The sequence below is a fragment of the Methylocella silvestris BL2 genome (genome assembly GCF_000021745.1).
In the GTDB taxonomy this organism is placed as follows: Bacteria; Pseudomonadota; Alphaproteobacteria; order Rhizobiales; family Beijerinckiaceae; genus Methylocapsa; species Methylocapsa silvestris.
The window spans coordinates 3,278,193-3,300,801 of sequence record NC_011666.1; the positions used below are offsets into that span (position 1 = coordinate 3,278,193).

The window sequence follows — 22,609 nt, forward strand, 5'->3', positions numbered from 1 at the left end:
TCGGCGGTCTGGCCTATGAATTCGCGGTCAAGAACCGCTCGCCCCGATTCCTTTTTCGACGTGCCTGGCTTCGGTTTTTTAGGAGTTCCCCTGCGCCGCGATCCGACCGATCAGGCGGTTTATGTTGCGCTGCGTCATAATTCTGCGATAAGATTTATTTATGAACAACTGAAGCGGCGCTTCTGGCGTTGCACATATGTTCCCAGAGGCGTTTGTGTCGGAGCAGCCCGCAAGCCGTGATTTCCCTGCGCCAATCTGGGACCCCTCGATGCGCATCGGCGACATGTTGCGCGGGCGCAAGGGGCTGATCGTTGGCGTCGCCAATGCGGACAGCATCGCTTTTGGCTCGGCCGCCACGTTGCGCGAGCTAGGGGCCGATCTCGCCGTCACCTATCTCAATGAAAAGGCGGAGCCTTTCGTCCGGCCGCTGGCGGAGGCGCTGGGCGCTGAGCTGATCCTTCCGCTCGACGTCGAGACGCCCGGGCAGATGGAGGCCGTGTTCGACGCGGTCCGGGCCAAATGGGGCCGGCTCGACTTCCTCGTTCATTCGATCGCCTTCGCCCCGCGCGATGATCTGCACGGCCGCGTCGTCGACTGCTCGCTTGCCGGCTTCCAGCAGGCGATGGCGGTGTCGTGCCATTCCTTTATCGCGATGGCCCGGCTTGCCGAGCCGCTGATGACCGACGGCGGCGCGCTTCTGACCATGACCTATCATGGCGCCGACAAGGTCGTTCAGAATTACAACATGATGGGGCCGGTCAAGGCGGCGCTGGAGGCGAGCGTGCGCTATCTGGCGGCCGAACTCGGGCCGCAGCGCATCCGCGTCCATGCGGTTTCGCCGGGGCCTCTGCTGACGCGCGCCTCGAGCGGCATCGCCGAATTCAAGGACCTGATCGACGACGCCATCGAACGCGCCCCGAGCCGAAGGATCGTCAATATCGCCGAGGTCGGACGCGTTGTCGCCTTTCTTGTAAGCGGCGCTTCGTCGGGCATGACCGGCGACACAATCTATGTGGATGCGGGCCTCAATATCGTCGCCTGAGCTGACGTCGGCCCGCCGCCGCGCCCACATATTCCGCTGCAACGATTAAGGACAATCCGATGAAGCCTATAGCGCAATCCGCTGGGACGCTGGAGCGTTTCGGCCTCGCCCAGAAAAGCGAAAGTCTGAACCGCCGTCTGAGCGATGTCACGGCGCTGTCGCAATCGCTGCAGAAGCTGCGCTCCGGCCACCTTGCGCGCATCGGGGCGGCGCAAGGGGAGGCGCGCAAGGAAAACGCGGCCAAACTCCGCGAGATCTGGTCGCCGCGCCGCGACGGCGCTGAGCTGTTGCGCGAGTTTACGGATTATGCGGTCGACTTTGCGCAGCGCTCCGTGTTGTTTCTCGACATCATGCGCGACGTCGGCAATGCGTTCAACGAGCAAATGGCGGGCGAGCGCACTCCTGTGCTCGTCTATGATTATGAGATGGCGCTCGACGGCCGCAAGATGAGCCGGCCGGTGAATTATGCGCTGGTCCGCATCATTCCGCCGGAGGGAACGCCGGTCGATCCGATGCGCCGGCCCTTCATGATCATTGACCCGCGCGCCGGGCACGGCCCCGGCATCGGTGGTTTCAAGCTCGACAGCGAAGTTGGCGTCGCCCTCGCGCATGGCCACGCCGTCTATTTCGTGATTTTCTTTCCCGATCCCGAGCCAGGCCAGACTCTTGCCGATGTCTGCGCGGCGGAAGGCCTCTTCGTGCGGGAAGTGTCGCGGCGTCATCCCGGCGCCGACAAGCCGGCGATCCTTGGCAATTGCCAGGGCGGCTGGGCCGCTGCGCTCGTCGCCGCCTCGAACCCCTATGTCACCGGCCCGATCGTGCTGAATGGCGCGCCGCTCAGCTATTGGGCCGGCGAACGCGGCAAGAATCCGCTCCGCTACAAGGGCGGGCTCAAGGGCGGCGCGATGCCGGTTCTGCTTTTGTCGGATCTTGGCAATGGCCGTTTCGACGGCGCCAATCTCGTCTTCAACTTCGAATCCATGAATCCCGGCAACACATGGTGGAGCAAATATTACAACGTCTTCGCCAATGTCGACAGCGAGGGGCCGCGCTTCAAGGCGTTCGAAAAATGGTGGTCGTCATTTTATGATTTGAACGAAGCGGAGATCCGCTGGATCGTCGAAAATCTCTTCATCGGCGACAAATTGGAGCGCGGCGACGCCATGCTCGGCGGTCGTGGCGCGGTGGATTTGCGGAAGATCAAATCGCCCATCATCATTTTCGCCAGCAAGGGCGACGATATCACGCCGCCGCCGCAGGCGCTCGCCTGGATCGCCAAAGTCTATGGCGACGAACGCGAGATACGCGCGCGCGGCCAGAAGATCCTCTACATCGTGCATGAGGATATCGGCCATCTTGGCATCTTCGTGTCCGCCAAGGTGGCGCTGAAGGAGCACGACCGCATCGTCTCGACGCTCGACGCGATCGAGGCGCTGGCGCCGGGCCTCTATGAAATGCAGATCGAAAAGCTCGTCTCGGACGCTACCGAGCCGAGCTATCTCGTCGGTTTCGAGGAGCGCACCCTCGCCGATCTCAATGCGTTCGACGACGGCGCCGAGGACGAGGCTTTCGAGGCCGTCGCGCGTCTTTCCGAATTTGGCGTTGATCTTTACGAAATGCTGCTGCGGCCGACAATCCAGGCATTGGCGACCCCGGCCTCCGCGCAGGCAATGGCGCGGGCGCATCCGCTGCGCGCCCGCCGCGTGATTCTGTCGGACCGCAATCCTGTGATGCCGCTTGTCGCGCCGCTCGCCGCCGCGGCGCGGGAAGCGCGGAAGCCCGTCGCGGCGGGCAATCCCTTCTTCGCCACGGAAAAGCTGACCGCGGCGATGATCGAGCAGTCGATGAATTTCTGGAGCGATCTGCGCGGCGCGTTCGACGAACTCGCCTTCTTCGCGATCTATTCCAATCCGCTGCTGTCTCGCCTGACGGACCGCGATCGCTCGCCGCCCGCGAGCGATCCGGCCGATGGGTTGCGCGAACTGCCGCTCGTGAATGAAGCGCTGGCGAATCTGTCGCGCGGCGGCTTCGCCGAGGCGGTGATCCGCATGCTGGTCCTGCTCGCGCGCTCGCGCGGGGAAGTGCGCCAGACCCGCCTTGAACGATCCAGGGCCACGCTGCAGAATGCAGAGCCGTTCAAAAGCCTTGGCGAGAGCGAGCGCACGCGGATCATCCATGAGCAAACGCTGATTATCGACTTCGAACCGGAGGCGGCGCTGGCGACCTTGCCCGATCTTTTGCCCATTGACGCGGACCGCCGGCGCGCGCTCGAACTCGTCAAGGATATCGTTGGCGACGTCAGGGAAATGAGCGAACCGACCATCGCCATGTTCGCGCGGCTGCGCCAACGGCTGGGCGCGCCGGACGACGGCGCCCTCGTCCGCAGCGATTCGGCGCGTCAGTTCCGCGAGCACGAAGTGCTTGAGACGCTGCAATGACGCATTCGAACCGGCTATATTCGGAACTGGCGGTCGGCGAGGAGGCGTCGATCACCCGTATCGTCACTCCGAACGACCTCTATGTGTTCGCGCATGTGAGCGGCAATCTCAACCCGCTCAATTTGCCGGCGGCGCCTGGCGAGAACGCGCCCGCCGCGCCGCCGGCGGCGCCTTCCATGTGGGTCGCCTCGCTGTTTTCCGCGGTCCTCGGCAATCTATTGCCCGGCCCCGGCACGATCTATGAGGCGCAGAACCTGCGCTTCCACGCCAGGGCCCGCGTCGGCGATAAGCTGACGATATCGGTGCGGGTCGAGGCGCTGCGGCCGCCCGCGACTGTCGTGCTGCAAACCAGGGTCGAGCGCGACGGAGAACTCTTGGTCGACGGGACGGCGGAGGTCCGCGCGCCTGAGACCAAGGAGACATTCGAGCTCGTCGAGCTCCCGGAACTGCGGGTCGAGCGCCATCGCCATGTGCAGCGTTTGCTGGCCGCCTGCGCCAATCTGCCGGCGATGCCGACAGCGGTCGTCGCGCCCGAGGAAGAGAATGCGCTGATGGGCGCGCTCGCCGGGGGCAGGGAGCATTTGATCGTCCCGATCCTGATCGGCGACGAGGCGAAGATTCGTGCTATTGCGGCCAGCCGCGGCGCCGATCTGACCGGGGTTGAAATCGAAAATCTGCCGAGCCACGACGCGGCTGCGGCGCGAGCGGTCGAACTCGTCCATCTTGGCAAGGCGCAGGCGGTGATGAAGGGGCATCTGCACAGCGATGAATTGCTGCGCCATGTCGTGAAGTCGCAGGGCGGCCTTCGCACCGGCCGGCGCATCAGCCATGTGTTCGTCATGGACGCGCCCTCCCTGTCGCAGCTGATCCTCGTCACCGATGCGGCGATCAACATCGCCCCGACACTCGAAGAAAAAGTCGACATCGTGCAAAATGCGATCGACCTTGGCCTTGCGCTCGGCTTGGCGAAGCCCAAGGTCGGGATTCTGTCGGCGGTCGAGCTGGTCAACCCCAAGATCCAATCGACGCTGGATGCGGCGGCGCTCTCGAAAATGAGCGAGCGCGGACAGATCACCGGCGGCGTGGTGGACGGCCCGCTCGCCATGGACAATGCAATCAGCATCTCCGCCGCGCGGACCAAGGGGCTGACCTCGCTGGTCGCCGGGCGCGCCGACATTCTCGTCGCGCCGAATCTTGAATCCGGCAACATCCTCGCCAAGGAGCTGACCTACGCCGCGCAGGCCGAGGGAGCGGGTCTTGTCATTGGCGCGAAGGTTCCCGTGCTGCTCACCAGCCGGGCGGATGATGAAGCCTCGCGGCTATTCTCCTGCGCTGTGGCCGTGCTCTATGCGCATTGGCTGGCGACCGGCAAGAGCGCGGTCGCGACCACCGAGGAGAGCGGAAGATGAGCCGCTGCGTCATAACCCTCAACGCCGGATCGTCCTCGATCAAATTCGCGCTGTTCCGGGAAGGGTTGACGCAAGAGGGCTCGGCGAAGGAGCTGACGCCGATGGCGATCGGCCTCGCCGAGATGGTCGGCGAGGAGCGCCGCATCACCGTCCATGACGGCGCCGGCGCCAAAATCTACGAAGTCAAACGAACGGAGCACGTCGACGCGCCGTTCCATGCCGAGGCGCTGCGGCGCATTCTCGCTTGGCGCCAGAGCGCCTTCCCGGACGCCGAGGTCGTCGCGGCGGGGCACCGCGTCGTCCATGGCGGCGTCCATTATTCGGCGCCCGTGATCGTCACCGACGAGGTGCTCAAATATCTCCACACGCTGATCCCGCTCGCGCCATTGCATGAGCCCTATAATATTGCCGGCATTCTGGGCGCGCGCGAGGCCTGGCCTCATGTTGAACAGGTCGCCTGTTTCGACACGGCCTTCCATCGCACCCATCCATTCGTCAATGACGTCTTCGCGCTGCCGCGCCGTTTTTACGATGAGGGCGTGCGGCGCTACGGCTTTCACGGGCTTTCCTATGAATATATCGTCCGGCGCCTGCGCGAGATCGCGCCGCTTCACGCTGCCGGACGCGTCGTTGTCGCCCATCTTGGCAATGGCGCCTCGATGTGCGCGATCCGCGATGGGCTGTCGGTCGCGAGCTCGATGGGTTTTACCGCGCTCGACGGCCTGCCGATGGGCACGCGTTGCGGTCAGCTCGACCCCGGCGTCGTGCTCTATCTGATGCAGGAAAAGAAGATGAGCGCGGCGGAGATCACAGATCTCCTCTATCGCGAGTCAGGCCTTAAAGGGCTCTCCGGCCTTTCGCATGACATGCGCGAACTTGAAGCCGCAGACACATTGGAAGCGCAGCAGGCGATCGAATATTTCGTATTCCGCATCCGCCGTGAGCTCGGCGGTCTGGCCGCCGTGCTCAAGGGGATCGACGCCATCGTATTCTGCGGCGGCATCGGCGAAAATTCCCGCCATGTGCGCGAGCGCGTGCTTGAAGGCATGGAGTGGATCGGCGTCGAACTCGACCGCAGCGCCAACAGCGCCAACGCGGAAGTCATCTCCTCCGAGCGTTCGCGCACGCGGGTTTTCGTCATCCCGACCGACGAGGAAGGCATGATCGCAAGGCACACCTTGGCGCTGCTCGATCAGATGGCCGCCGCCTGAAAATGGCGGGAAAGCCGCGCCTCCGCTCGAACTGAGCCGCTGCGGCTCGCGTCTTCCTAAGACAACAACCCTACATCTTGAGTTGGAACCCGTGCGACGCGGCCGGGTTGTGGCGCCATGACAATCCTTTGCGGAAAAGGGAGCAATCATGAAACGCGTCATCATGGTCGGGGCTGCGCTGATCGCCTTCACGAGCTTCGCCAATGCAGAGTCTTTGGCGGAAAAGACAGGAATCAACTCGGTCTTGGGCGTGAGCCCAAGCACGTCTGATTTTGTTCGTCAGGTCGCGATCAGCGACATGTTTGAAATCAAATCCAGCAGGCTCGCCAAAGAAAAGGGCGACGTCGCCGCGACCGCCTTCGCCGATCATATGATCTCTGCTCACGAAAAGACCTCGGACCAGCTTAAGACTCTGGTCAGCGAGCGCGGCCTGAAAGTGGATTTGCCCGCGGGACTCGACAAATCACACGAGGGCACGCTCGACGACCTCAAAAAGCTTTCGGGCGGCGATTTTACGAAAAGCTACAAGGACGAACAGATCAAGGCGCATCGGACCGCCGTCGACCTTTTTGAACGCTACGCCAAGAGCGGCGACAATGATTCGGTGAAGCAATGGGCGGCGACCACGCTGCCGGAATTGCGCGCTCATCTCGATATGGCGGAGAAGCTTTGACGCGCGCCCGTGACGGGGCGGCGGCCGAGCTATAGGTTCGAAGGCGGCGGCGGAACGCCGCGCGCGGCCGTCAGCGCCTCGTGCAACGTGCGGAAAAGCCGCCCCTGTCCCAACGCAGCGGTGACGCCATGCCGATCGAAATCGGCCTGTAGATAGGAGCGGACGCGACCGAACATCACGGTGACGCCGGATGCGGTCAGATCGCCCAGAAAATCGCGCAGCGTCGTCGCCGCCGAATAATCGATATCGGTGATGGCGCCAGCGTCGACAATCAGCCAGCGCACCTTGTCGGGCGCGGCGTCGATCAGAGCTTTCACCTCGTCCACGAAAATGTGGTCATTGGCGTAAAACAAATCGGAGCCGAAGCGGTAGACTATCAGTCCCGGCTCCGTCTGCTCGCCCGGCAGAGCGTCGATCGGCGTCCACCAGCCATTGGCGTCGGGAGTCAGCACCATCGTGTGCGGCCTGTAGCTGTGACCCACGTGCCGGAACAAAGATAGCGTGATCGCGATCAGAATGCCGGCCTCGACGCCGATCGCGACAACAGTCGCCGCCGTCACGACGGCGAGCCAGAATTCGCCCGGACTTTCGCGGCGGATGGCGCGGAGGGTTTGGAGATCGATCATTCCGACCGCAATGGCGAAGACGACGCCCGCAAGCACGCTACGTGGCAGATATTGCAGCGGGCCCGTCGCAAACAACAGCACCAGAAGGACGATCGCCGCAAAGGTCAGCTGCGCGAATTGGCTGTGCGCGCCGGCTCTCTCCGCCATGGCGGTTTGCGTCGGACTGCCGTTGACGACAAAAGCGCCGCTGAGGCCGGCGGCGGCGTTCGCCGCGGCGAGGCCCAAAATATCCGCATTCGCGTCGATACGCTGATGATGCCGCTCCGCGAAGGCGCGCGCGGTGGCGGCGCTTTGCGCGATAATCACGAAGACGCAGGACACGGCGATCGGCGCGACAGCCAACATGTCGTCGACACTGACCGGAGGCAGAGCGAGCGCCGGCAGTCCGCCGGGCACAGGGCCGATCGAGGAGACGCCGTGGCCGGCGAAGTCGAATCGCCAACTGGCGCCGATCGCCGCAAGGACCGCGATCATTGCGACGGGAAAGCGGGGCAGGAGGCGGCGGCCGATCAGGATCGCGGCGGCGGTCGCGCCGGCAAGCGCGAGGCTCGAACCGTTGATTTCCGCCAGGCGTGGCGCAAGGCGCCAGAGTTGCCGGAGCGCGCCGCCGGACGGCGCCGCAATCCCGAACATGTCGGGGAGCATGGCGATCGCCACCTGCGCGCCAACGCCCGTCAGAAATCCGACAAGCACGGTTCGCGAGAGGAAATCGGCGAGAAACCCCAGCCGGAACAGCCGCGCCGCCAGCAGAAGACCCGCGGCGAGCAGGGCGGTCAGGGCGACCAGCGCCATATATTTTTCGCTCATCGGCGCGGCGAGGGGGCTGAGCGAATTCGAGAAGATCGCGGCGGTGGCCGAATCCGCCGACACGACGAGCTGCCGCGACGAGCCAAAAATGGCGAAGGCGACAAGCGGCAACAGCACGGTGTAAAGGCCGGTGACGACCGGCGTTTGCGCGATGCGCGTATAGCCGAGCACCTGCGGAATATTGATCGTCGCGAGCGAGACGCCGGCCAACATGTCGCGCGCCGCATCGGCCGCCTTGAACGGCCGCAGGCCTGCAAAAAGCTTCAGCTCCATTCGCCAGAACCATTGGCATGCATGGCGTCGTGTCCTTTATTCCGCCGGCCGCCCGCTTCGGCGCCCCGCCGCGTTCAGAACCCGTCAAAGATCGCACGCGTTTGCGCGAGGTCCGCGCCCTGCGCCAGCGCCAGTTGAAGCGCAATGCGGGATTTTCGCGCGTCGAGCCAGCGCGCGGGGATGAGCCCCCGCGCGATGAGGTCGATCTCGCTTCCTGCATAGGCGTAGGACGCGCAGAGGGTCTCGCCGGCGCCCGTGCGGCTTGCGAAGACGACCGGCATGCGCTCGGCGAGGCGGCCGAGATCGGGCGCAGCCTCGGCGGCGACATGGCCGGCGCCCGGCAGGCTGAGAATGACGCCATCAAAGCCCCCCGCCGCAAGCGCGGCGACGGTTTCGCGCTCGAGGCCGGGGCCGGCCTCCACGATTGGCACGATGGGCGGCCGGCCTCCGCCAAAACGCATCAGGGGCGGCGGGGCGGCGGGGACAAGGGCAAAACGCACCCGGTCCTCCGCGACATAGCCGATGGGCCCGAAGGGCGCCGATGAAAACGCGTGTGTGCGAAAACTATGCGACTTGCGGATCAACGGGCCCGCGTGGATCTCGTCGTCGATCACGACGAGGACGCCGGCGCCGCGGGCAGCCTTGGACGCCGCGACCCGAACGGCGGCGAGAAGATTGGCTGGGCCGTCCGCGCCGGGCTGGTCCGCGCGCCGCATGGCGGCGGTCAACACGATCGGCGTCTCAATGCGGGTCAGTAGCGCCAGCCCGAAAGCCGTCTCCTCCAGCGTATCGGTGCCATGAGTGATGACGACCCCATCGGCCGTCTGCGCGGCCGCGACGGCGGCCTCCCCGATCAGCGCCTGATCGGCAAGGGTCAGGCTCGCCGAAGGTTTGGCGAGGATGTCGCGCGTCTCGCAGTCGGCGATGGCTTCGAGCTGTGGAACGGCGGCGGCAAGCGCCTTCGCTCCCAGCCGCAGCGCGCCCGCGTCCGAGCCGCGCGCGATCATGGCGATGGTGCCGCCGGTGGACAGAATGATTACGCGGGGTCGCTGCGGCATCTGCAAAGAGGCGCCTTGCTTGAGACGTCACAGCCGGACCGGCGAAAACGAGAGGCGGCTCCAGGGAGCCGCTTCCCTCTCCTGCGCCGAGGGTCAGGCCTCGGGAGCAGCCGCGGCGGCGGCTTTCTCGGCCGCTGCGGCAGACGCGGCCGCGCGCTCCTGCGCCTTCTTCTTCGGCAGCGCCTTCTTTGGGTTGCTCTGCGCCTCGCGCGTCAGAACGCCGAGCCCGTCGAGCAGGCGGGCGACGCGATCGGTCGGCTGCGCGCCCTTGGCGATCCATTCCTTGGCCTTTTCCGCATCGAGCACCACGCGCTCGGCGGAATCCTTGGCCTTCAGCGGATCGAACACGCCGAGGCGCTCGATGAAGCGGCCGTCGCGCGGCATGCGCGAGTCGGCGACGACCACGCGATAGAACGGGCGCTTCTTGGCGCCGCCGCGCGACAGACGAATTTTCAATGGCATTTTATTGGTTCTCCAAAGGTTGGTTCCGTGTGGTTCATCGAAGAGTCAAAGCCGGCTCCCGCCGGCCAAAGCTCATTTCTTTTTTCCGAACGGGTTGAGCCCGCTCAAAAATCCGCCGCTCGCGCCGCCGCCAAGGCCTGGCAGCTTGGCCGGCCCTGCGCCAAGTCCGGGAAGATTTGATCCCGGCGGCTTCGGCGCGCCGGAGGCCGGAGGCGGCGCAAGCTGCGGCGCCGGCTTGCCGCCCGAAAACGCTCCGGGCGCCGCTCCAAACTGCTTTTGCAGCGAGGCGATCTGCTCCGGCGAGGGCTGCGGCATGCCGCCCATCGCTCCGCCCATCCCCCCGGCCGGCAAGCCGAACATCGAGGCCATCTTGCCCATCGCGCCGCCGCCGCGCTTTGCGCCGCCCATGGACTTCATGAGGTCGGCCATCTGGCGATGCTGTTTTAGAAGCTTGTTGACGTCCTCGACCTTCATGCCGGAGCCGGCCGCGATCCGCTTCTTGCGCGAGGCCTTCAAAATATCCGGGTTGCGCCGCTCCTTCGGCGTCATCGAGGAGATGACGGCGCGCTGGCGCTTGATGATCCGGTCGTCGAGATTGGCGGCGGCGAGCTGATCCTTGATCTTGCCCATGCCGGGCAGCATGCCCATGATGCCGCCGAGGCCGCCGATCTTTTCCACCTGCGCCAGCTGGTCGGACAAATCCTCGAGGTCGAACTTGCCCTTGCGCATGCGGTCGGCGATGCGCTGCGCCTTCTCGGCGTCGATGGTCTGCGCCGCCTTCTCGACGAGCGAGACAATGTCGCCCATGCCGAGAATGCGGTTGGCGATGCGCGAGGGATGGAAATCCTCCAGCGCGTCCATTTTTTCGCCGGAGCCCAGCAGCTTGATCGGCTTGCCGGTTACCGCGCGCATCGACAGCGCCGCGCCGCCGCGGCCGTCGCCGTCGACGCGGGTCAGGACGATGCCGGTGATGCCGACTCGGTCGTCGAAGTTTTTCGCCAGATGCACGGCGTCCTGGCCGGTGAGGCTGTCGGCGACGAGCAAAATCTCATGCGGGCGCGAGGCGGCCTTGATCTCGACCATCTCCTGCATCAGCGCTTCGTCGATGTGGGTGCGGCCGGCCGTGTCGAACAGCACCACGTCATAGCCCTGCAGGCGCCCCGCCTGTTCGGCCCTGACGGCGATCTGCACGGGCGTCTGGCCGGCGACGATCGGCAGCGTATCGACTCCGACCTGACGTCCGAGCACGGCGAGCTGCTCTTGCGCGGCCGGCCGCTTGACGTCGAGCGAGGCCATCAGGACCTTGCGGCCCATCTGCTCCTTGAGCCGCTTGGCGATCTTGGCGGCGGTCGTCGTCTTGCCGGCGCCCTGAAGCCCGACCATCATGATCGCGACGGGGGCCGCGGCGTCGAGATTGATCGGATCGGCGTCTGAGCCGAGCGTCTCGATCAGCACGTCATTGACGATCTTGACGACCATCTGGCCGGGCGTCACCGACTTGACGACATTCGCGCCGATCGCCCGCGCGCGCACCTTGTCGACGAAGGAGCGCACGACGTCGAGCGCGACGTCGGCCTCGAGCAGCGCCCGGCGCACCTCGCGCAGCGCGAGATTGACGTCCTCCTCCGACAGCGCGCCGCGCCGCGTCAGTGAGTCGAAAATGGATGAGAGCTTTTCGGAAAGCCCTTCGAACATGCGGTCATCCTCAAAACTTCGCGGCGCCCGTTGCGCCCGAACCGATCATCAAACACGAGGCCGGAGCCAAAGCCCCCGCAAGAAACATCTTTTTCGCGCGCGGCCAACACAAAACGCGCCCGGGGGCGCAACGCGCTGCCGGACGTTCGCCGCCCGCGTCCAAGAGCGGCCGGCTGCTGCAAACATGCCTTCGTCGGGAAGACAGAGCGCCTTTTCTGAAGCGCGCCGCCCCGAAAGTCAAGAATAGGCGGGCGCGGCGCGGTAGCGGGCGCCATTTGCCGGCCGGGCGGAACATGATAAATCGATCTCGCCAAAGCCCGCGGCAAAGCCGGGCGCGCGTCCCGGTAGCTCAGCAGGATAGAGCAACGGTTTCCTAAACCGTAGGTCAGGGGTTCGAATCCCTTCCGGGACGCCAAATAAAATCAGATCCTTCGATCGCTTTTGCGCCTCCGCGGCTTCTTCAAGGCGGACACATTATCGAGCACGCCGCCTTCCGTCTTGAGCGGAAAGCGGCAGGCGCCGCATCATCGTAGGCGGGCTTCCAAAGCGTGGGAAAGCCGCTAGGTTCAGGCAAAACAGCCTTCGTCATCCCCGACGCCGATCCGCGCGGAGGGCTGACCCAAGACCAAGCTCCCCATGCCGCCAGCCGAACGTTTTGAAATCCTTCTTATGCTGATCGCCGCCGTCATCCCGCTTGAGCTCGCGGCGCGGCGGCTGCGCTTTCCGCCCTCCGCCATGCTGACGCTCGGAGGGATCGCGATCGCCCTCGTCCCGGGCGCGCCGGAGATCAACGTCGATCCCGATCTGATGCTCATCCTGTTCCTGCCGCCGCTTCTCTTCTCGAGCGCCTATTTCACCGTATGGCGCGATTTCAAAGCCGATCTGCGCGTCATCCTTCAACTCGCGGTCGGGGCGGTCGCCTTCACGACGCTCGCCGTTGGCCTCGCCGCCCATGCGATCGTTCCAGGCCTGCCCTGGGCCGCCTGTTTCGCGCTTGGCGCCATCGTGTCGCCGCCCGATGCGGTGGCGGCGAAGGCGGCGCTGCAGGGCCTTTCCCTGCCGCGCCGGCTTGTCACGCTTCTCGAAGGCGAAAGCCTCGTTAACGATGCGACCGGACTCGTGCTCTATCGGCTCGCCATCGCGGCCGGACTGACCGGAGCCTTCAATATCTGGTCGGGGGCGGCGGAGTTCGCCTTTCTCGCAGCGGGCGGCGTCGCCGTCGGCGTCGCTCTCGGGTTTCTGGGATCGAGCCTGCTTGGGCGGCTCGACAACGTCCATTTGAACATCGTGGCCGGATTCCTCGGCGCCTTCGCGTCCTATATTATCGGCGAGCAACTCCATGTCTCGGGGGTGCTGTCAACGGTCTGTTGCGGCCTCGTCCTCGGCCAGCGCCAGCACAGTGTTTTCCCCGCGCTCACGCGCCTCCAGGCGACGGCGGTCTGGCAGGTCGCCGTCTTCCTTCTGGAATCGCTGGTCTTCATCCTGATCGGCCTGTCCCTGCGTCCTGTCCTGCATCGTCTCGCCGAGGCGGGCGTCGAGGCGAGCCAGTTCGCTCCGGCGATCGGCGTCATTCTGCTCGCCATGACCGCGGCGCGCTTCGCGTGGATCCTGACGACGGCCTATGTCCCCCGCTTTCTCATCCCGTCGCTGCGGGCGCGGGACCCTTATCCGCCTCTCGCCGTGCCGATCGTGATGAGCTGGGCCGGCATGCGCGGCGTCGTCAGCCTCGCCGTCGCCCTCTCGGTGCCGGCAGGCTTTCCGGGTCGCGACTTCATCATGGCCGCCACCATGGCGGCGATCCTCGCCTCGATCCTGATTCAAGGGACAACTTTGCGGGCGCTCGTCACAGCGCTGCGGCTCGGCGACGGCTTCGCGCTGAAGGGCGACGGCCGCAACCTCTCGCAACATGAGGCTCACGCGCGAATCATCGCTGCGGAGGCGAATGCGATCGAGGCCATCTCGCGCCAGCCGGACGGGACCGAGCGGCACCCCCGCCTACTCGATCAGTACCGTCGCCGCGCCTCCGTCGCGCAGCGTCTTGTCGAGGCGGGAGAGACCCTCGCCGCCGATCGGCGGGCGCATTACGAGGCGGTTCTCGAGGCGAACCGCGCCGGGCGCGCCGAATTGTTGCGGCTTCACCGCGCCGGTGAAATTCACGATTCGACGCTGCATGCGCTCGAGGCCGAGATCGACATCGAGGAACTCGGCGCGCGGAAAATGCTCGATCGTTGAGGGCGGGGGACTTCGCTTCCTTTCAGAAACGGACGTTGCGCCAGCGCCGATCTGCGACCTGAATCATCCTCGTCGGCCGTCGTAGCGCCGCCTGCAGCTAACCGGTCTGCGACTATCCAATCATTCGATCACGCCGGGTTGATCAGGCTTGGCGCAAATCAGGACTCCGCCCGGCCGCGAATCGAGGATTGCAGACGCACAACTGAACGTTCCATCGAGCCCCGCCGATGGCCCAAACCTCGCGCCTTGCAGCCGCCGGTTTTCGGCGGCCCTAATCCTCACCCTATCCTTGTATTGTAGGTTGGTCGGCAAGCGGAAGCTTGGGCGCCGCTGCTTGCCGAACTGCAATCGCTTTCCTTGCAACATTGCGCCGCGGCCCGGCGACGCCAGCGACAGCCTCCGCGTATTTGACAAAGAGATGACGCGATCGGGCTTATTCGCCCGTCAGCGCCTCTTTGAGGCCTTCGACCATGTTGGGCCCTTGGACTTGGTCAGCCTTGCCTTCGGAGTGTAGCTCGGCGCCGCGGCGAAGCTCTGCCGTGGCAGGCGTTGAACCGCTTTCCCGCAAACCACCTAAGTAGTTTCCGAGCCTATCGCTCCATCTCTCGCCATGGTATCAGGAAAGCGCGCCCGGGATTTAAGGGGCCGGCCGCGCATGAGAGGTCTTGTGGAGCAAAGGCTCCCTCTCGCCGCCCACACGAATTGACCACAGGAGATTTGGCTCGTGACATCCTTCAGGGGGAGGATACGGCGCGGCTTTGGGCCGGCTGAAAAAAGAGCTGCGGTCCCCTGGAGGGATCAGCCATGACGGTGATCGCTGCAAGCATCGAGGCGCCCGCCAAACCGGAAGCGTCGCGGACCGCATTCATCATTGCGTGGGCGCTCTGCCTCATTTTCTACTTCCTGCAATATGCGCTGCGTTCTGCGCCGGGCGTGATGATCCCGGAACTGACGGCCGCATTCGGCCTCACGACGCTGGGCGTCAGCGCGCTGCTCGGCATGTATTATTATACCTACGCCGCCTTTGCGCTTGTCTCAGGCGCGTCGCTGGATCGATTTGGCGCCAAGCTGCCGATCTTCATCGGCGTTCTGTCCACCGCCATCGGCAGCGTGTTGTTCGGCTTCGGCGCAATCACCACAGTGGAAGGCGGACGGCTGCTGCAGGGCGCGGGTTCGGCCTTCGCCTTCACCGGCGCCGTCTATCTCGCCGTGCATGGCTTTTCGGGGAAATGGCTGGCGACCGCTATCGGCGTCACGCAGCTCTGCGGCATGCTCGGCGGCTTCGCCGGGCAATTCGCGGTCGGTCCCCTGGTGCATGGCTCGATCGGCTGGCAGTCCTTTTGGTTCTACGCAGGCGCTGCGCTGACGGCGCTAGCGGTTCTGATGCTGGTAGCGACGCCTGCAAGCCATGACAAAGTTCATGGCTCTCTCTTGACCATGTTCGCGCCTTACAAGGTCGTGCTGACGAACCCGCAATCCTACCTCTGCGGAATCATTGGCGGCCTTCTGTTCATGCCGACGACAATCGGCGACATGATCTGGGGAGTCCCGTTGCTGCATCAGGGTTTCGGGATCGCGACGGAAGAAGCGGTCGCGCGATCATCGATGGTGCCGCTCGGTTGGGTGATCGGGGCCCCGCTTCTCGGCTACCTTGCCGACCGGATTGGCCGCCGCAAGCCCGTCCTTATCGCGGGCATCGCGCTTATGATGATATCGGGTCTCGGCATTTCATATCTTGAGGCGTTTATCCCTCCCTATTTCGGCGGCCTTCTCTTCGGGATAGGGTCCGGCGCGGCCATGATCCCTTACTCGATGATCAAGGAAGCCAATCCGGACAACGTCAAAGGCAGCGCGACAGGCGCCATGAATTTCCTGGTCTTCAGCCTGAGCGCTTTTCTCGCGCCGGTCTTCGGCTTGGCCCTCATGCGATTGTCCGGCGGCAGGCCGCTGACGCTGGATCACTTTCACCACGCTGACTACATCTGGGGCGGCGCCATCGTGCTGTCATTCATTCTGACGCTTTTCCTGCGCGAAACCGGGGCCGCCGCCCGGCAGACGCCCGCCGCAAGCGCATCCTAAAGAAGGATCGAGATCGCACATGACAGCGCTGAAGTCCGATTTCACCCCGGTCGTCGACCTTCTACACGAAAAAGGCGCCGGTCCTGTCCGCACGCGTCAGCCGCACTACGTCGACCTTATGCCGCCTTGCAACAACGCCTGCCCGGCTGGCGAGAATGTGCAGGCCTGGCTCGATCTGGCGCAGGCTGGAAAATACCGCGACGCCTGGGAGACGATTTTACGCGAGAATCCGTTCCCCGCCGTCCATGGGCGCGTTTGCTATCATCCCTGCGAGACAGGCTGCAACCGCGCTCAGCTTGACAGCGCGGTCAGCATTCACGCGGTGGAGCGGTTCCTCGGCGATCTGGCGACGGCGCAGGGCTGGACCCTGCCCGTGACGGCGGCGCCGACCGGCAAGCGCATCCTCGTGGTCGGCGGCGGCCCGAGCGGATTGTCGGCGAGCTATCATCTTACGCGCTTGGGTCATGAGGTTGAAATTCGTGAAGCGGGGCCGCTGCCCGGCGGCATGCTGCATTTCGGCATCCCCGCCTATCGGTTGCCACGCGACGTTCTGATGACGGAGATCCGCCGCATCGAATCCATGGGCGTGAGGATCACGCTCAATCACAAGGTCGAAGACGTGCTCGCCGAACAGGCCGAGGGTAAATTTCACGCCGTATTCATTGCGATCGGAGCCCAGATCGGAAAGCGCATCGACATCCCGGCGCGCGACGCGGCGCGCGTGATCGACGCCATCACGCTGCTTCATCAGGTCGAAACAGGCGAGCCGCCGCGCCTTGGCCGTCGCGTTGTGATTTATGGCGGCGGCAATACGGCGATGGATGCGGCCCGCACCGCGCGCCGGCTTGGCGCCGAGGAGGCGATCATCCTTTACCATCGCGACCGCGCCCACATGGGCGCACAGGCGTTCGAGACCGACGAGGCGCTCTCGGAAGGCATCAAGATCAAATGGCTCAGTACGATTAAAGATATCGGAGAAGGCGAACTCACCGTCGAAGTGATGCAGATGGATGAGCAGGGCCATCTGCAACCGAGCGGGCGCCTCGAGACCCTTTCCGCCGATTCCGTCGTCCTGGCCCTGGGTCAGCAGACCGATAGCGGCTTCCTGCGCAATGTGCCCGGAGTCGCCTTCCTGGCTGGAGGCACAGTCAAGGTGGACGACGCCATGATGACCGGCCGGCCGGGACTTTTCGCCGGCGGCGACATGGTGCCGAGCGAACGAACCGTCACAGCAGCGGTAGGCCACGGGAAGAAGGCCGCACGCCACATCGACGCGTGGCTGCGCGGAAAGCCGGTGCAAACCTCCGCGAAACACCCGATCGTCGACTTCGCTCTGCTCAACTTGCCCATATACGCCGACGCGCCCCGCTCGGTGCAAACTGAAACAGAAGCGGATCAGCGGATCAGCCATGGCTTCGAAGAGACAACAGCCGGGTTGAGCGAAACCGAAGCGCGCTATGAGGCGCGGCGCTGTCTCTCTTGCGGCAACTGCTTCGAGTGCGACCAATGCTATGCCGCCTGCCCGGAACAGGCGATCGTCAAGCTGGGGCCGGGCTTGCGCTACCGCTATGATTTTGATCGCTGCACGGGCTGCGCCGTCTGCTACGAGCAGTGTCCCTGCCACGCAATCGAGATGATCCCCGAACCCGCCAAAGCCGCGCCGGAGCAAGTGGCATGAACGTCGCCGTGACACAGCAGACCGCGATCGACAAGGCCGCGACGCAGAAGACCGCGACCATGGACGGCAATACCGCCGTCGCCTACATCGCCTACCGGGTTAATGAGGTCTGCGCGATCTATCCGATCACGCCCTCTTCGACGATGGCGGAACTGGCCGACGAATGGGCCTCGGCCGGGGTCCGCAACATCTGGGGCGACATACCTGTCGTGCAGGAGATGCAGAGCGAGGGCGGAGCCGCCGGCGCGGTGCATGGCGCGCTCCAGTCCGGCGCGCTGACGACGACTTTCACCTCGTCGCAGGGCCTGCTTCTGATGATCCCCAACATGTACAAGATTGCGGGGGAGCTGACGGCGACGGTCTTCAATGTCGCGGCGCGCTCGGTCGCCACGCAGGCGCTGTCGATTTTTGGCGACCATTCGGACGTGATGGGCGTCCGCGCCACCGGCTTCGCGCTCCTGTCGTCGGGCTCTGTTCAGGAGGCGCATGATCTGGCGCTGATCGCCCAGGCGGCGACGCTCGAAAGCCGCGTTCCATTCCTGCATTTTTTCGACGGGTTTCGCACCTCGCACGAGCTGAACAAGCTCACGCTTTTGTCGGATGACGAAATCCGCATGATGGTCCGCGACGATCTCGTCCGGGCGCACCGCGCCCGCGCTCTGACGCCGGAGCGGCCGGTGATGCGCGGAACGGCGCAAAATCCCGACACGTTTTTTCAGTCGCGCGAGACGGTGAACCCCTTTTACGCGCGCACGCCCAGCATCGTCGAAAAGGCGATGGCGGATTTCGCCAACATCACCGGGCGAAGCTATCGCCTGTTCGAATATGACGGCGCGCCCGACGCGGAGCATGTGGTCGTGTTGATCGGTTCGGCGGCTGAGACCGCGCGCGACGCCGCCGCCGTGTTGAATCGAACCGACGGGCGGCGGAAACGGGGCGTGCTGCAGGTGCGCCTCTATCGCCCATTCTCCGCCGATCATTTTCTCTCCGCCCTGCCTGACACGACGCGATCCATCGCCGTTCTGGAGCGCACAAAGGAGCCGGGCGCGACCGGCGAGCCGCTCTATCTCGACGTCGTCGCCACGCTCGCCCACGCCGTCGGCGCGGGCCGCCGGGCGATCATGCCGCGCATGATCGGCGGCCGCTATGGGCTGTCGTCGAAAGATTTTACGCCCGCGATGGTGAAGGCCGTCTTCGACGAACTGGAAAATCCTTCGCCGCGCAACAGCTTCACCGTCGGCATCACCGACGACGTGTCGGGGACGAGCCTAGATGTTGACCAAGGATTCATGATCGAGCCGGACGAGGTGGTGCGCGCCGTCTTCTACGGGCTTGGATCGGATGGAACGGTCGGCGCCAACAAGAGCAGCGTCAAGATCCTGGCGGAGGACGCCGACCGCTATGCGCAGGGTTATTTCGTCTATGATTCGCACAAGTCCGGCGCCCAGACGGTTTCTCATCTTCGCTTCGGGCCGCGCCCGATCCGCGCGCCCTATCTGATCGCCGCAGCGAGCTTCGTCGCCTGTCACCAGTTCGTGTTCCTCGACCGCATCGACGTCCTGTCGCTCGCGGCGCCCGGCGCGACCTTTCTCCTCAACTGTCCATATGACGCCGACAAGGCGTGGGACCGCCTGCCGCGCTCGGTCCAGCAGGAAATCATCGACAAGCGCCTGCGGTTTTTCGTCATCGACGCATCGAAAGTCGCGCGCGACACCGGGCTTGGCGGCCGGATCAATACGGTGCTGCAGACCTGCTTCTTCGCGATCTCGGGCGTGCTGCCGCGCGATGAAGCGGTGCAGCGCATCAAGCATATGATCGAGGAAAGCTATGGCGAAAAGGGCGGCGACGTCGTCGCCAAGAACTTCGAGGCCGTCGACCACACCCTCGCCCATTTGAGCGAGGTTGCCGTCCCGACATCGGCGAGCAGCGCTTTCGAGCGGCCGCCGATCGTGTCGGCGTCGGCGCCGGCCTTTGTGCAAAATTTCACGGCTGCGGTCATGGCGGGGCGAGGCGACGCGCTCCCGGTCAGCGCCATGCCCATCGACGGTACATTCCCCTTGGGCACAGCCGCCTGGGAAAAGCGCAATATCGCGGACGAAGTTCCAATCTGGGAAACAGATCTCTGCATCCAGTGCGGCCAGTGTTCGATCGCCTGCCCGCATTCGGTCATCCGCGCGCGATTCTACGATGAAGCGCGGCTCGCCGATCCGAACGAGCCCGCGCCGCCGACCTTCAAATCGGCGCCGGTCAATGCGCGCGGCTACCCCGACAGCCGCTTCACCCTGCAATTCTACGTCGAGGATTGCACCGGTTGCGGGATCTGCGTCGAGGTTTGTCCCGCCCACAGTCCGAGCCGGCCCGGGACCAAAGCGATCAACATGGGTCCGAAGGCGCCGCTGCTCGAGGCTGAGCGGAGCAATATCGCCTTCTTCGAATCGCTCCCGGAAAACAATCGCGCCCTGGTCGATTTCGCCAATGTGCGGGGCATCCAGTTCCTCGAGCCCTTGTTTGAGTTCTCGGGCGCTTGCGGCGGCTGCGGCGAGACGCCCTATCTTCGACTCCTCTCGCAACTGTTCGGCGATCGGCTGCAGATCGCCAATGCGACTGGCTGTTCTTCGATTTACGGCGGCAATCTGCCGGTCACGCCTTGGGCCGCCAACCGCGAAGGACGCGGGCCCGCCTGGTCCAACTCGCTATTCGAAGACAACGCCGAATTCGGCCTTGGCTTTCGGCTGGCCGCTGACATGCACAGCGCAATGGCGGCGAAGATGTTGCGCGATCTCGCGCCGACGCTTGGCCAGCAACTGGTCGATGCGATCCTGGAGGCGCCGCAGATCCGCGAATCCGAGATCCTCGCGCAGCGCAGCCGCGTCGCCGAATTGAAACGGCGCCTCGCCGAGATGGGCGAGGATCCCCGCGCGCTGGATCTCCTATCTGTGCTGGACCATCTCGTTCGTCGCAGCATCTGGCTGGTCGGTGGCGACGGCTGGGCCTATGACATCGGCTATGGCGGTCTCGACCACGTGCTCGCGTCCGACCGCGACGTCAATGTGTTGGTGCTCGACACCGAGGTCTATTCAAACACCGGCGGCCAGGCCTCGAAAGCGACGCCGCTCGGCGCTGTCGCCAAATTCGCCGCCGCGGGCAAGCGCGTGGGGCGCAAGGACCTCGCCCTGCAGGCAATCGCCTATGGGAATGTTTATGTGGCCCAGGTGGCGATGGGCGCCAATCCGCAACAAACCCTGCTGGCGTTCCGCGAGGCCGAGGCGTGGCCAGGACCGTCGCTGATCCTCGCCTACAGCCACTGCATCGCGCATGGCTTCGATCTGCGCCACGGAATGCGCCAGCAGGATCTGGCGGCCGCCTCGGGCTACTGGCCGCTGTTCCGCTTCAATCCGGCGATGCGCAATGCCGACGAAGCGCCGTTCAGGCTCGATTCGCCGCGCCCGACGATCCCGCTGAAGGACTACGCCTACAATGAACTGCGCTATCGCAGCCTCGCCAACATCAGGCCGCGCGAGGCGGCCGAGCTGCTCGCCCACGCGCAGACCGCAGCAACCGAAAAATATGCGCAATATGAGGCGCTCGCCAGCCGCGACGGCAGCCGTTTCCACCCCGACGTCAGCGCGCTCGGCGCAGAGAAAAGCTAGGACAGGCGCATGGATCTCCGCACCCGCTATCTCGGCCTTTCTCTGCGCACCCCGCTGATCGCGTCGGCGTCGCCGCTCTCGGGCGATGTCGGACTCATTCGACAAATGGAAGATTCGGGCGCAGGCGCCGTAGTGCTGCCATCGCTGTTCCAGGAGCAGATCGAGGAGGAGGCGCGAGCAGCCGATGAGCTCGCAAGAATCGGCGCCGACAGCTCTCCGGAAGCAAGCTCCTATTTTCCGGCGGTCGTTACGTATAATTCGGGACCGCACGGCTACCTCGATCTCGTCGCCCGAGCGCGCGCCGCCGTCGACATCCCCGTTATTGCAAGTCTCAATGGAACAACCGTTGCCGGCTGGGTCGATTATGCAAGGCTGATCGAACAGGCCGGAGCGACAGCCCTCGAACTCAACATCTATCGGATCGCGTCCGGGCCCGGCGTGACGGGCGGGCAGGCCGAGGCCGATTGCGTGGCGCTGCTCGAAGCCGTCCGCAGCCGGGTCAAACTTCCCGTGGCCGTCAAGCTGCATCCCTACTTCTCGGCGTTCGGCGATTTCGCCCAGCAGCTCGATCACGCAGGCGCCGACGGGCTGGTTCTCTTCAATCGCCTCTACCAGCCCGATATCGACCTCCTTCGCCTGGCCTGGAAAAATGACGCGACGCTGAGCGGCGCGGGCGAGATCCGGCTTGGCCTGCTCTGGCTCTCCGTTCTCTCGGGCCGGTTGCCGCATGCCTCGCTTGCCGCGGGCACGGGCGTCGATACCGCCGAGGAGGTGATTAAATACATTCTTGCGGGCGCGAATGCCGTGATGACGGCCTCGTCGCTACTGCGGCATGGACCCGGGCATCTGCGCACGCTTGTCTCGGGTTTGGAGACGTGGCTGAGCACAAGAGGCTTTGCTTCGGTCAGCGCGATCACGGGATTGATGCGGCCTTCTCATCCGGACTCAGAGGCCGAGGCGGACGAGCGCGGCAGCTACATCGAGAGTTTGTCGAGCTATCAGGGTCCGTATGTTCGCCATTGACGCGTTAAGGGCATCTGGGGCCCCACAGCCCCACGCCTCGAGAAAATCGCCAAGAGCCTAGAGATTAGGCCCTTCGAAATAATCGGGGCGGTCGCCAACATCGGCGCGGCGAGCAAGGCCCTCAACGCGCTCCACATCCAGTACGAGAAAAAAAGCGCCGAAACGGCCAGCGCGGGGATGAGCGCGACGGCGGAGACGTCGCATCTCTCGTGCGATTGTGCATCGGCAATCATAACGTCCGGGCTAGCTGCGA

14 protein-coding genes and 1 tRNA gene are annotated in these 22,609 nt (G+C 64.7%); 11 read left to right on the plus strand and 4 right to left on the minus strand.

Annotated features, from left to right (window positions below):
• Positions 1-268: 268 nt before the first annotated feature.
• The 5 genes from fabI to MSIL_RS15170 all read left to right on the plus strand — a co-directional run bounded on the left by fabI (position 269) and on the right by MSIL_RS15170 (position 6,773).
• Complete coding sequence (gene fabI / locus MSIL_RS15150; RefSeq protein WP_012591955.1) at positions 269-1,042, plus strand: enoyl-ACP reductase FabI; 774 nt, start codon at positions 269-271, stop codon at positions 1,040-1,042.
• A 59-nt stretch (positions 1,043-1,101) separates the two neighbouring features.
• Positions 1,102-3,480, plus strand: a complete 2,379-nt coding sequence (locus MSIL_RS15155) for a DUF3141 domain-containing protein (protein ID WP_012591956.1) — start codon at positions 1,102-1,104, stop codon at positions 3,478-3,480.
• On the plus strand, positions 3,477-4,889 hold the full coding sequence (locus MSIL_RS15160; RefSeq protein WP_012591957.1) for a bifunctional enoyl-CoA hydratase/phosphate acetyltransferase: 1,413 nt from the start codon (positions 3,477-3,479) through the stop codon (positions 4,887-4,889). The genes MSIL_RS15155 and MSIL_RS15160 overlap by 4 nt, the downstream gene beginning before the upstream one ends.
• Entirely contained in the window at positions 4,886-6,100 is a 1,215-nt protein-coding gene (locus MSIL_RS15165) for an acetate/propionate family kinase (protein WP_012591958.1), read from the plus strand. Before MSIL_RS15160 ends, MSIL_RS15165 begins: the two co-directional genes overlap by 4 nt.
• A gap of 148 nt (positions 6,101-6,248) precedes the next feature.
• Complete coding sequence (locus MSIL_RS15170) at positions 6,249-6,773, plus strand: DUF4142 domain-containing protein (RefSeq protein ID WP_012591959.1); 525 nt, start codon at positions 6,249-6,251, stop codon at positions 6,771-6,773.
• A 29-nt stretch (positions 6,774-6,802) separates the two neighbouring features.
• Here MSIL_RS15170 and MSIL_RS15175 read toward each other — a convergent pair whose 3' ends face one another.
• From MSIL_RS15175 to ffh, 4 genes are all read right to left on the minus strand, one after another.
• Positions 6,803-8,479, minus strand: coding sequence for a SulP family inorganic anion transporter (locus MSIL_RS15175; RefSeq protein ID WP_012591960.1), 1,677 nt, complete (start codon positions 8,477-8,479; stop codon positions 6,803-6,805).
• Positions 8,480-8,553: 74 nt separating this feature from the next.
• Positions 8,554-9,537, minus strand: a complete 984-nt coding sequence (locus MSIL_RS15180; protein ID WP_012591961.1) for an asparaginase — start codon at positions 9,535-9,537, stop codon at positions 8,554-8,556.
• Between the two features lie 93 nt (positions 9,538-9,630).
• Positions 9,631-9,999 (minus strand): 30S ribosomal protein S16, encoded by a 369-nt coding sequence (rpsP, locus tag MSIL_RS15185; protein ID WP_012591962.1) that lies wholly within the window; start codon positions 9,997-9,999, stop codon positions 9,631-9,633.
• A 72-nt stretch (positions 10,000-10,071) separates the two neighbouring features.
• The gene (ffh, locus tag MSIL_RS15190; protein ID WP_012591963.1) at positions 10,072-11,694 is read right to left on the minus strand and encodes a signal recognition particle protein; all 1,623 of its coding nucleotides are present in this window, start codon (positions 11,692-11,694) and stop codon (positions 10,072-10,074) included.
• Positions 11,695-12,032: 338 nt separating this feature from the next.
• Between ffh and MSIL_RS15195 the strand changes: the two genes are divergently transcribed.
• The 6 genes from MSIL_RS15195 to MSIL_RS15225 all read left to right on the plus strand — a co-directional run bounded on the left by MSIL_RS15195 (position 12,033) and on the right by MSIL_RS15225 (position 22,356).
• Positions 12,033-12,109: transfer RNA gene (locus tag MSIL_RS15195), tRNA-Arg, on the plus strand.
• Between the two features lie 221 nt (positions 12,110-12,330).
• Positions 12,331-13,926: a Na+/H+ antiporter gene (locus tag MSIL_RS15200; protein WP_012591964.1), complete on the plus strand. Its 1,596-nt coding sequence runs from the start codon at positions 12,331-12,333 to the stop codon at positions 13,924-13,926.
• Between the two features lie 804 nt (positions 13,927-14,730).
• The gene (locus MSIL_RS15210) at positions 14,731-16,005 is read left to right on the plus strand and encodes an MFS transporter (RefSeq protein ID WP_012591965.1); all 1,275 of its coding nucleotides are present in this window, start codon (positions 14,731-14,733) and stop codon (positions 16,003-16,005) included.
• A gap of 19 nt (positions 16,006-16,024) precedes the next feature.
• Positions 16,025-17,683, plus strand: coding sequence for an NAD(P)-binding protein (locus MSIL_RS15215; protein ID WP_012591966.1), 1,659 nt, complete (start codon positions 16,025-16,027; stop codon positions 17,681-17,683).
• On the plus strand, positions 17,680-21,333 hold the full coding sequence (nifJ, locus tag MSIL_RS15220) for a pyruvate:ferredoxin (flavodoxin) oxidoreductase (RefSeq protein WP_012591967.1): 3,654 nt from the start codon (positions 17,680-17,682) through the stop codon (positions 21,331-21,333). Before MSIL_RS15215 ends, nifJ begins: the two co-directional genes overlap by 4 nt.
• Before the next feature lie 9 nt (positions 21,334-21,342).
• Positions 21,343-22,356 (plus strand): dihydroorotate dehydrogenase-like protein, encoded by a 1,014-nt coding sequence (locus tag MSIL_RS15225; RefSeq protein ID WP_012591968.1) that lies wholly within the window; start codon positions 21,343-21,345, stop codon positions 22,354-22,356.
• Positions 22,357-22,609: the final 253 nt, after the last annotated feature.

Excerpts from the sequence above, each read along its gene's own strand:
- MSIL_RS15215 (WP_012591966.1), top strand. The coding sequence starts at position 16,025 with ATGACAGCGCTGAAGTCCGATTTCACCCCGGTCGTCGACCTTCTACAC.
- MSIL_RS15210 (WP_012591965.1), top strand. The coding sequence starts at position 14,731 with ATGACGGTGATCGCTGCAAGCATCGAGGCGCCCGCCAAACCGGAAGCG.
- nifJ (WP_012591967.1), top strand. The coding sequence starts at position 17,680 with ATGAACGTCGCCGTGACACAGCAGACCGCGATCGACAAGGCCGCGACG.
- MSIL_RS15155 (WP_012591956.1), top strand. The coding sequence starts at position 1,102 with ATGAAGCCTATAGCGCAATCCGCTGGGACGCTGGAGCGTTTCGGCCTC.
- MSIL_RS15225 (WP_012591968.1), top strand. The coding sequence starts at position 21,343 with ATGGATCTCCGCACCCGCTATCTCGGCCTTTCTCTGCGCACCCCGCTG.
- rpsP (WP_012591962.1), bottom strand. The coding sequence starts at position 9,999 with ATGCCATTGAAAATTCGTCTGTCGCGCGGCGGCGCCAAGAAGCGCCCG.
- MSIL_RS15180 (WP_012591961.1), bottom strand. The coding sequence starts at position 9,537 with ATGCCGCAGCGACCCCGCGTAATCATTCTGTCCACCGGCGGCACCATC.
- ffh (WP_012591963.1), bottom strand. The coding sequence starts at position 11,694 with ATGTTCGAAGGGCTTTCCGAAAAGCTCTCATCCATTTTCGACTCACTG.
- MSIL_RS15175 (WP_012591960.1), bottom strand. The coding sequence starts at position 8,479 with ATGGAGCTGAAGCTTTTTGCAGGCCTGCGGCCGTTCAAGGCGGCCGAT.
- MSIL_RS15170 (WP_012591959.1), top strand. The coding sequence starts at position 6,249 with ATGAAACGCGTCATCATGGTCGGGGCTGCGCTGATCGCCTTCACGAGC.
- MSIL_RS15160 (WP_012591957.1), top strand. The coding sequence starts at position 3,477 with ATGACGCATTCGAACCGGCTATATTCGGAACTGGCGGTCGGCGAGGAG.
- MSIL_RS15165 (WP_012591958.1), top strand. The coding sequence starts at position 4,886 with ATGAGCCGCTGCGTCATAACCCTCAACGCCGGATCGTCCTCGATCAAA.
- fabI (WP_012591955.1), top strand. The coding sequence starts at position 269 with ATGCGCATCGGCGACATGTTGCGCGGGCGCAAGGGGCTGATCGTTGGC.
- MSIL_RS15200 (WP_012591964.1), top strand. The coding sequence starts at position 12,331 with ATGCCGCCAGCCGAACGTTTTGAAATCCTTCTTATGCTGATCGCCGCC.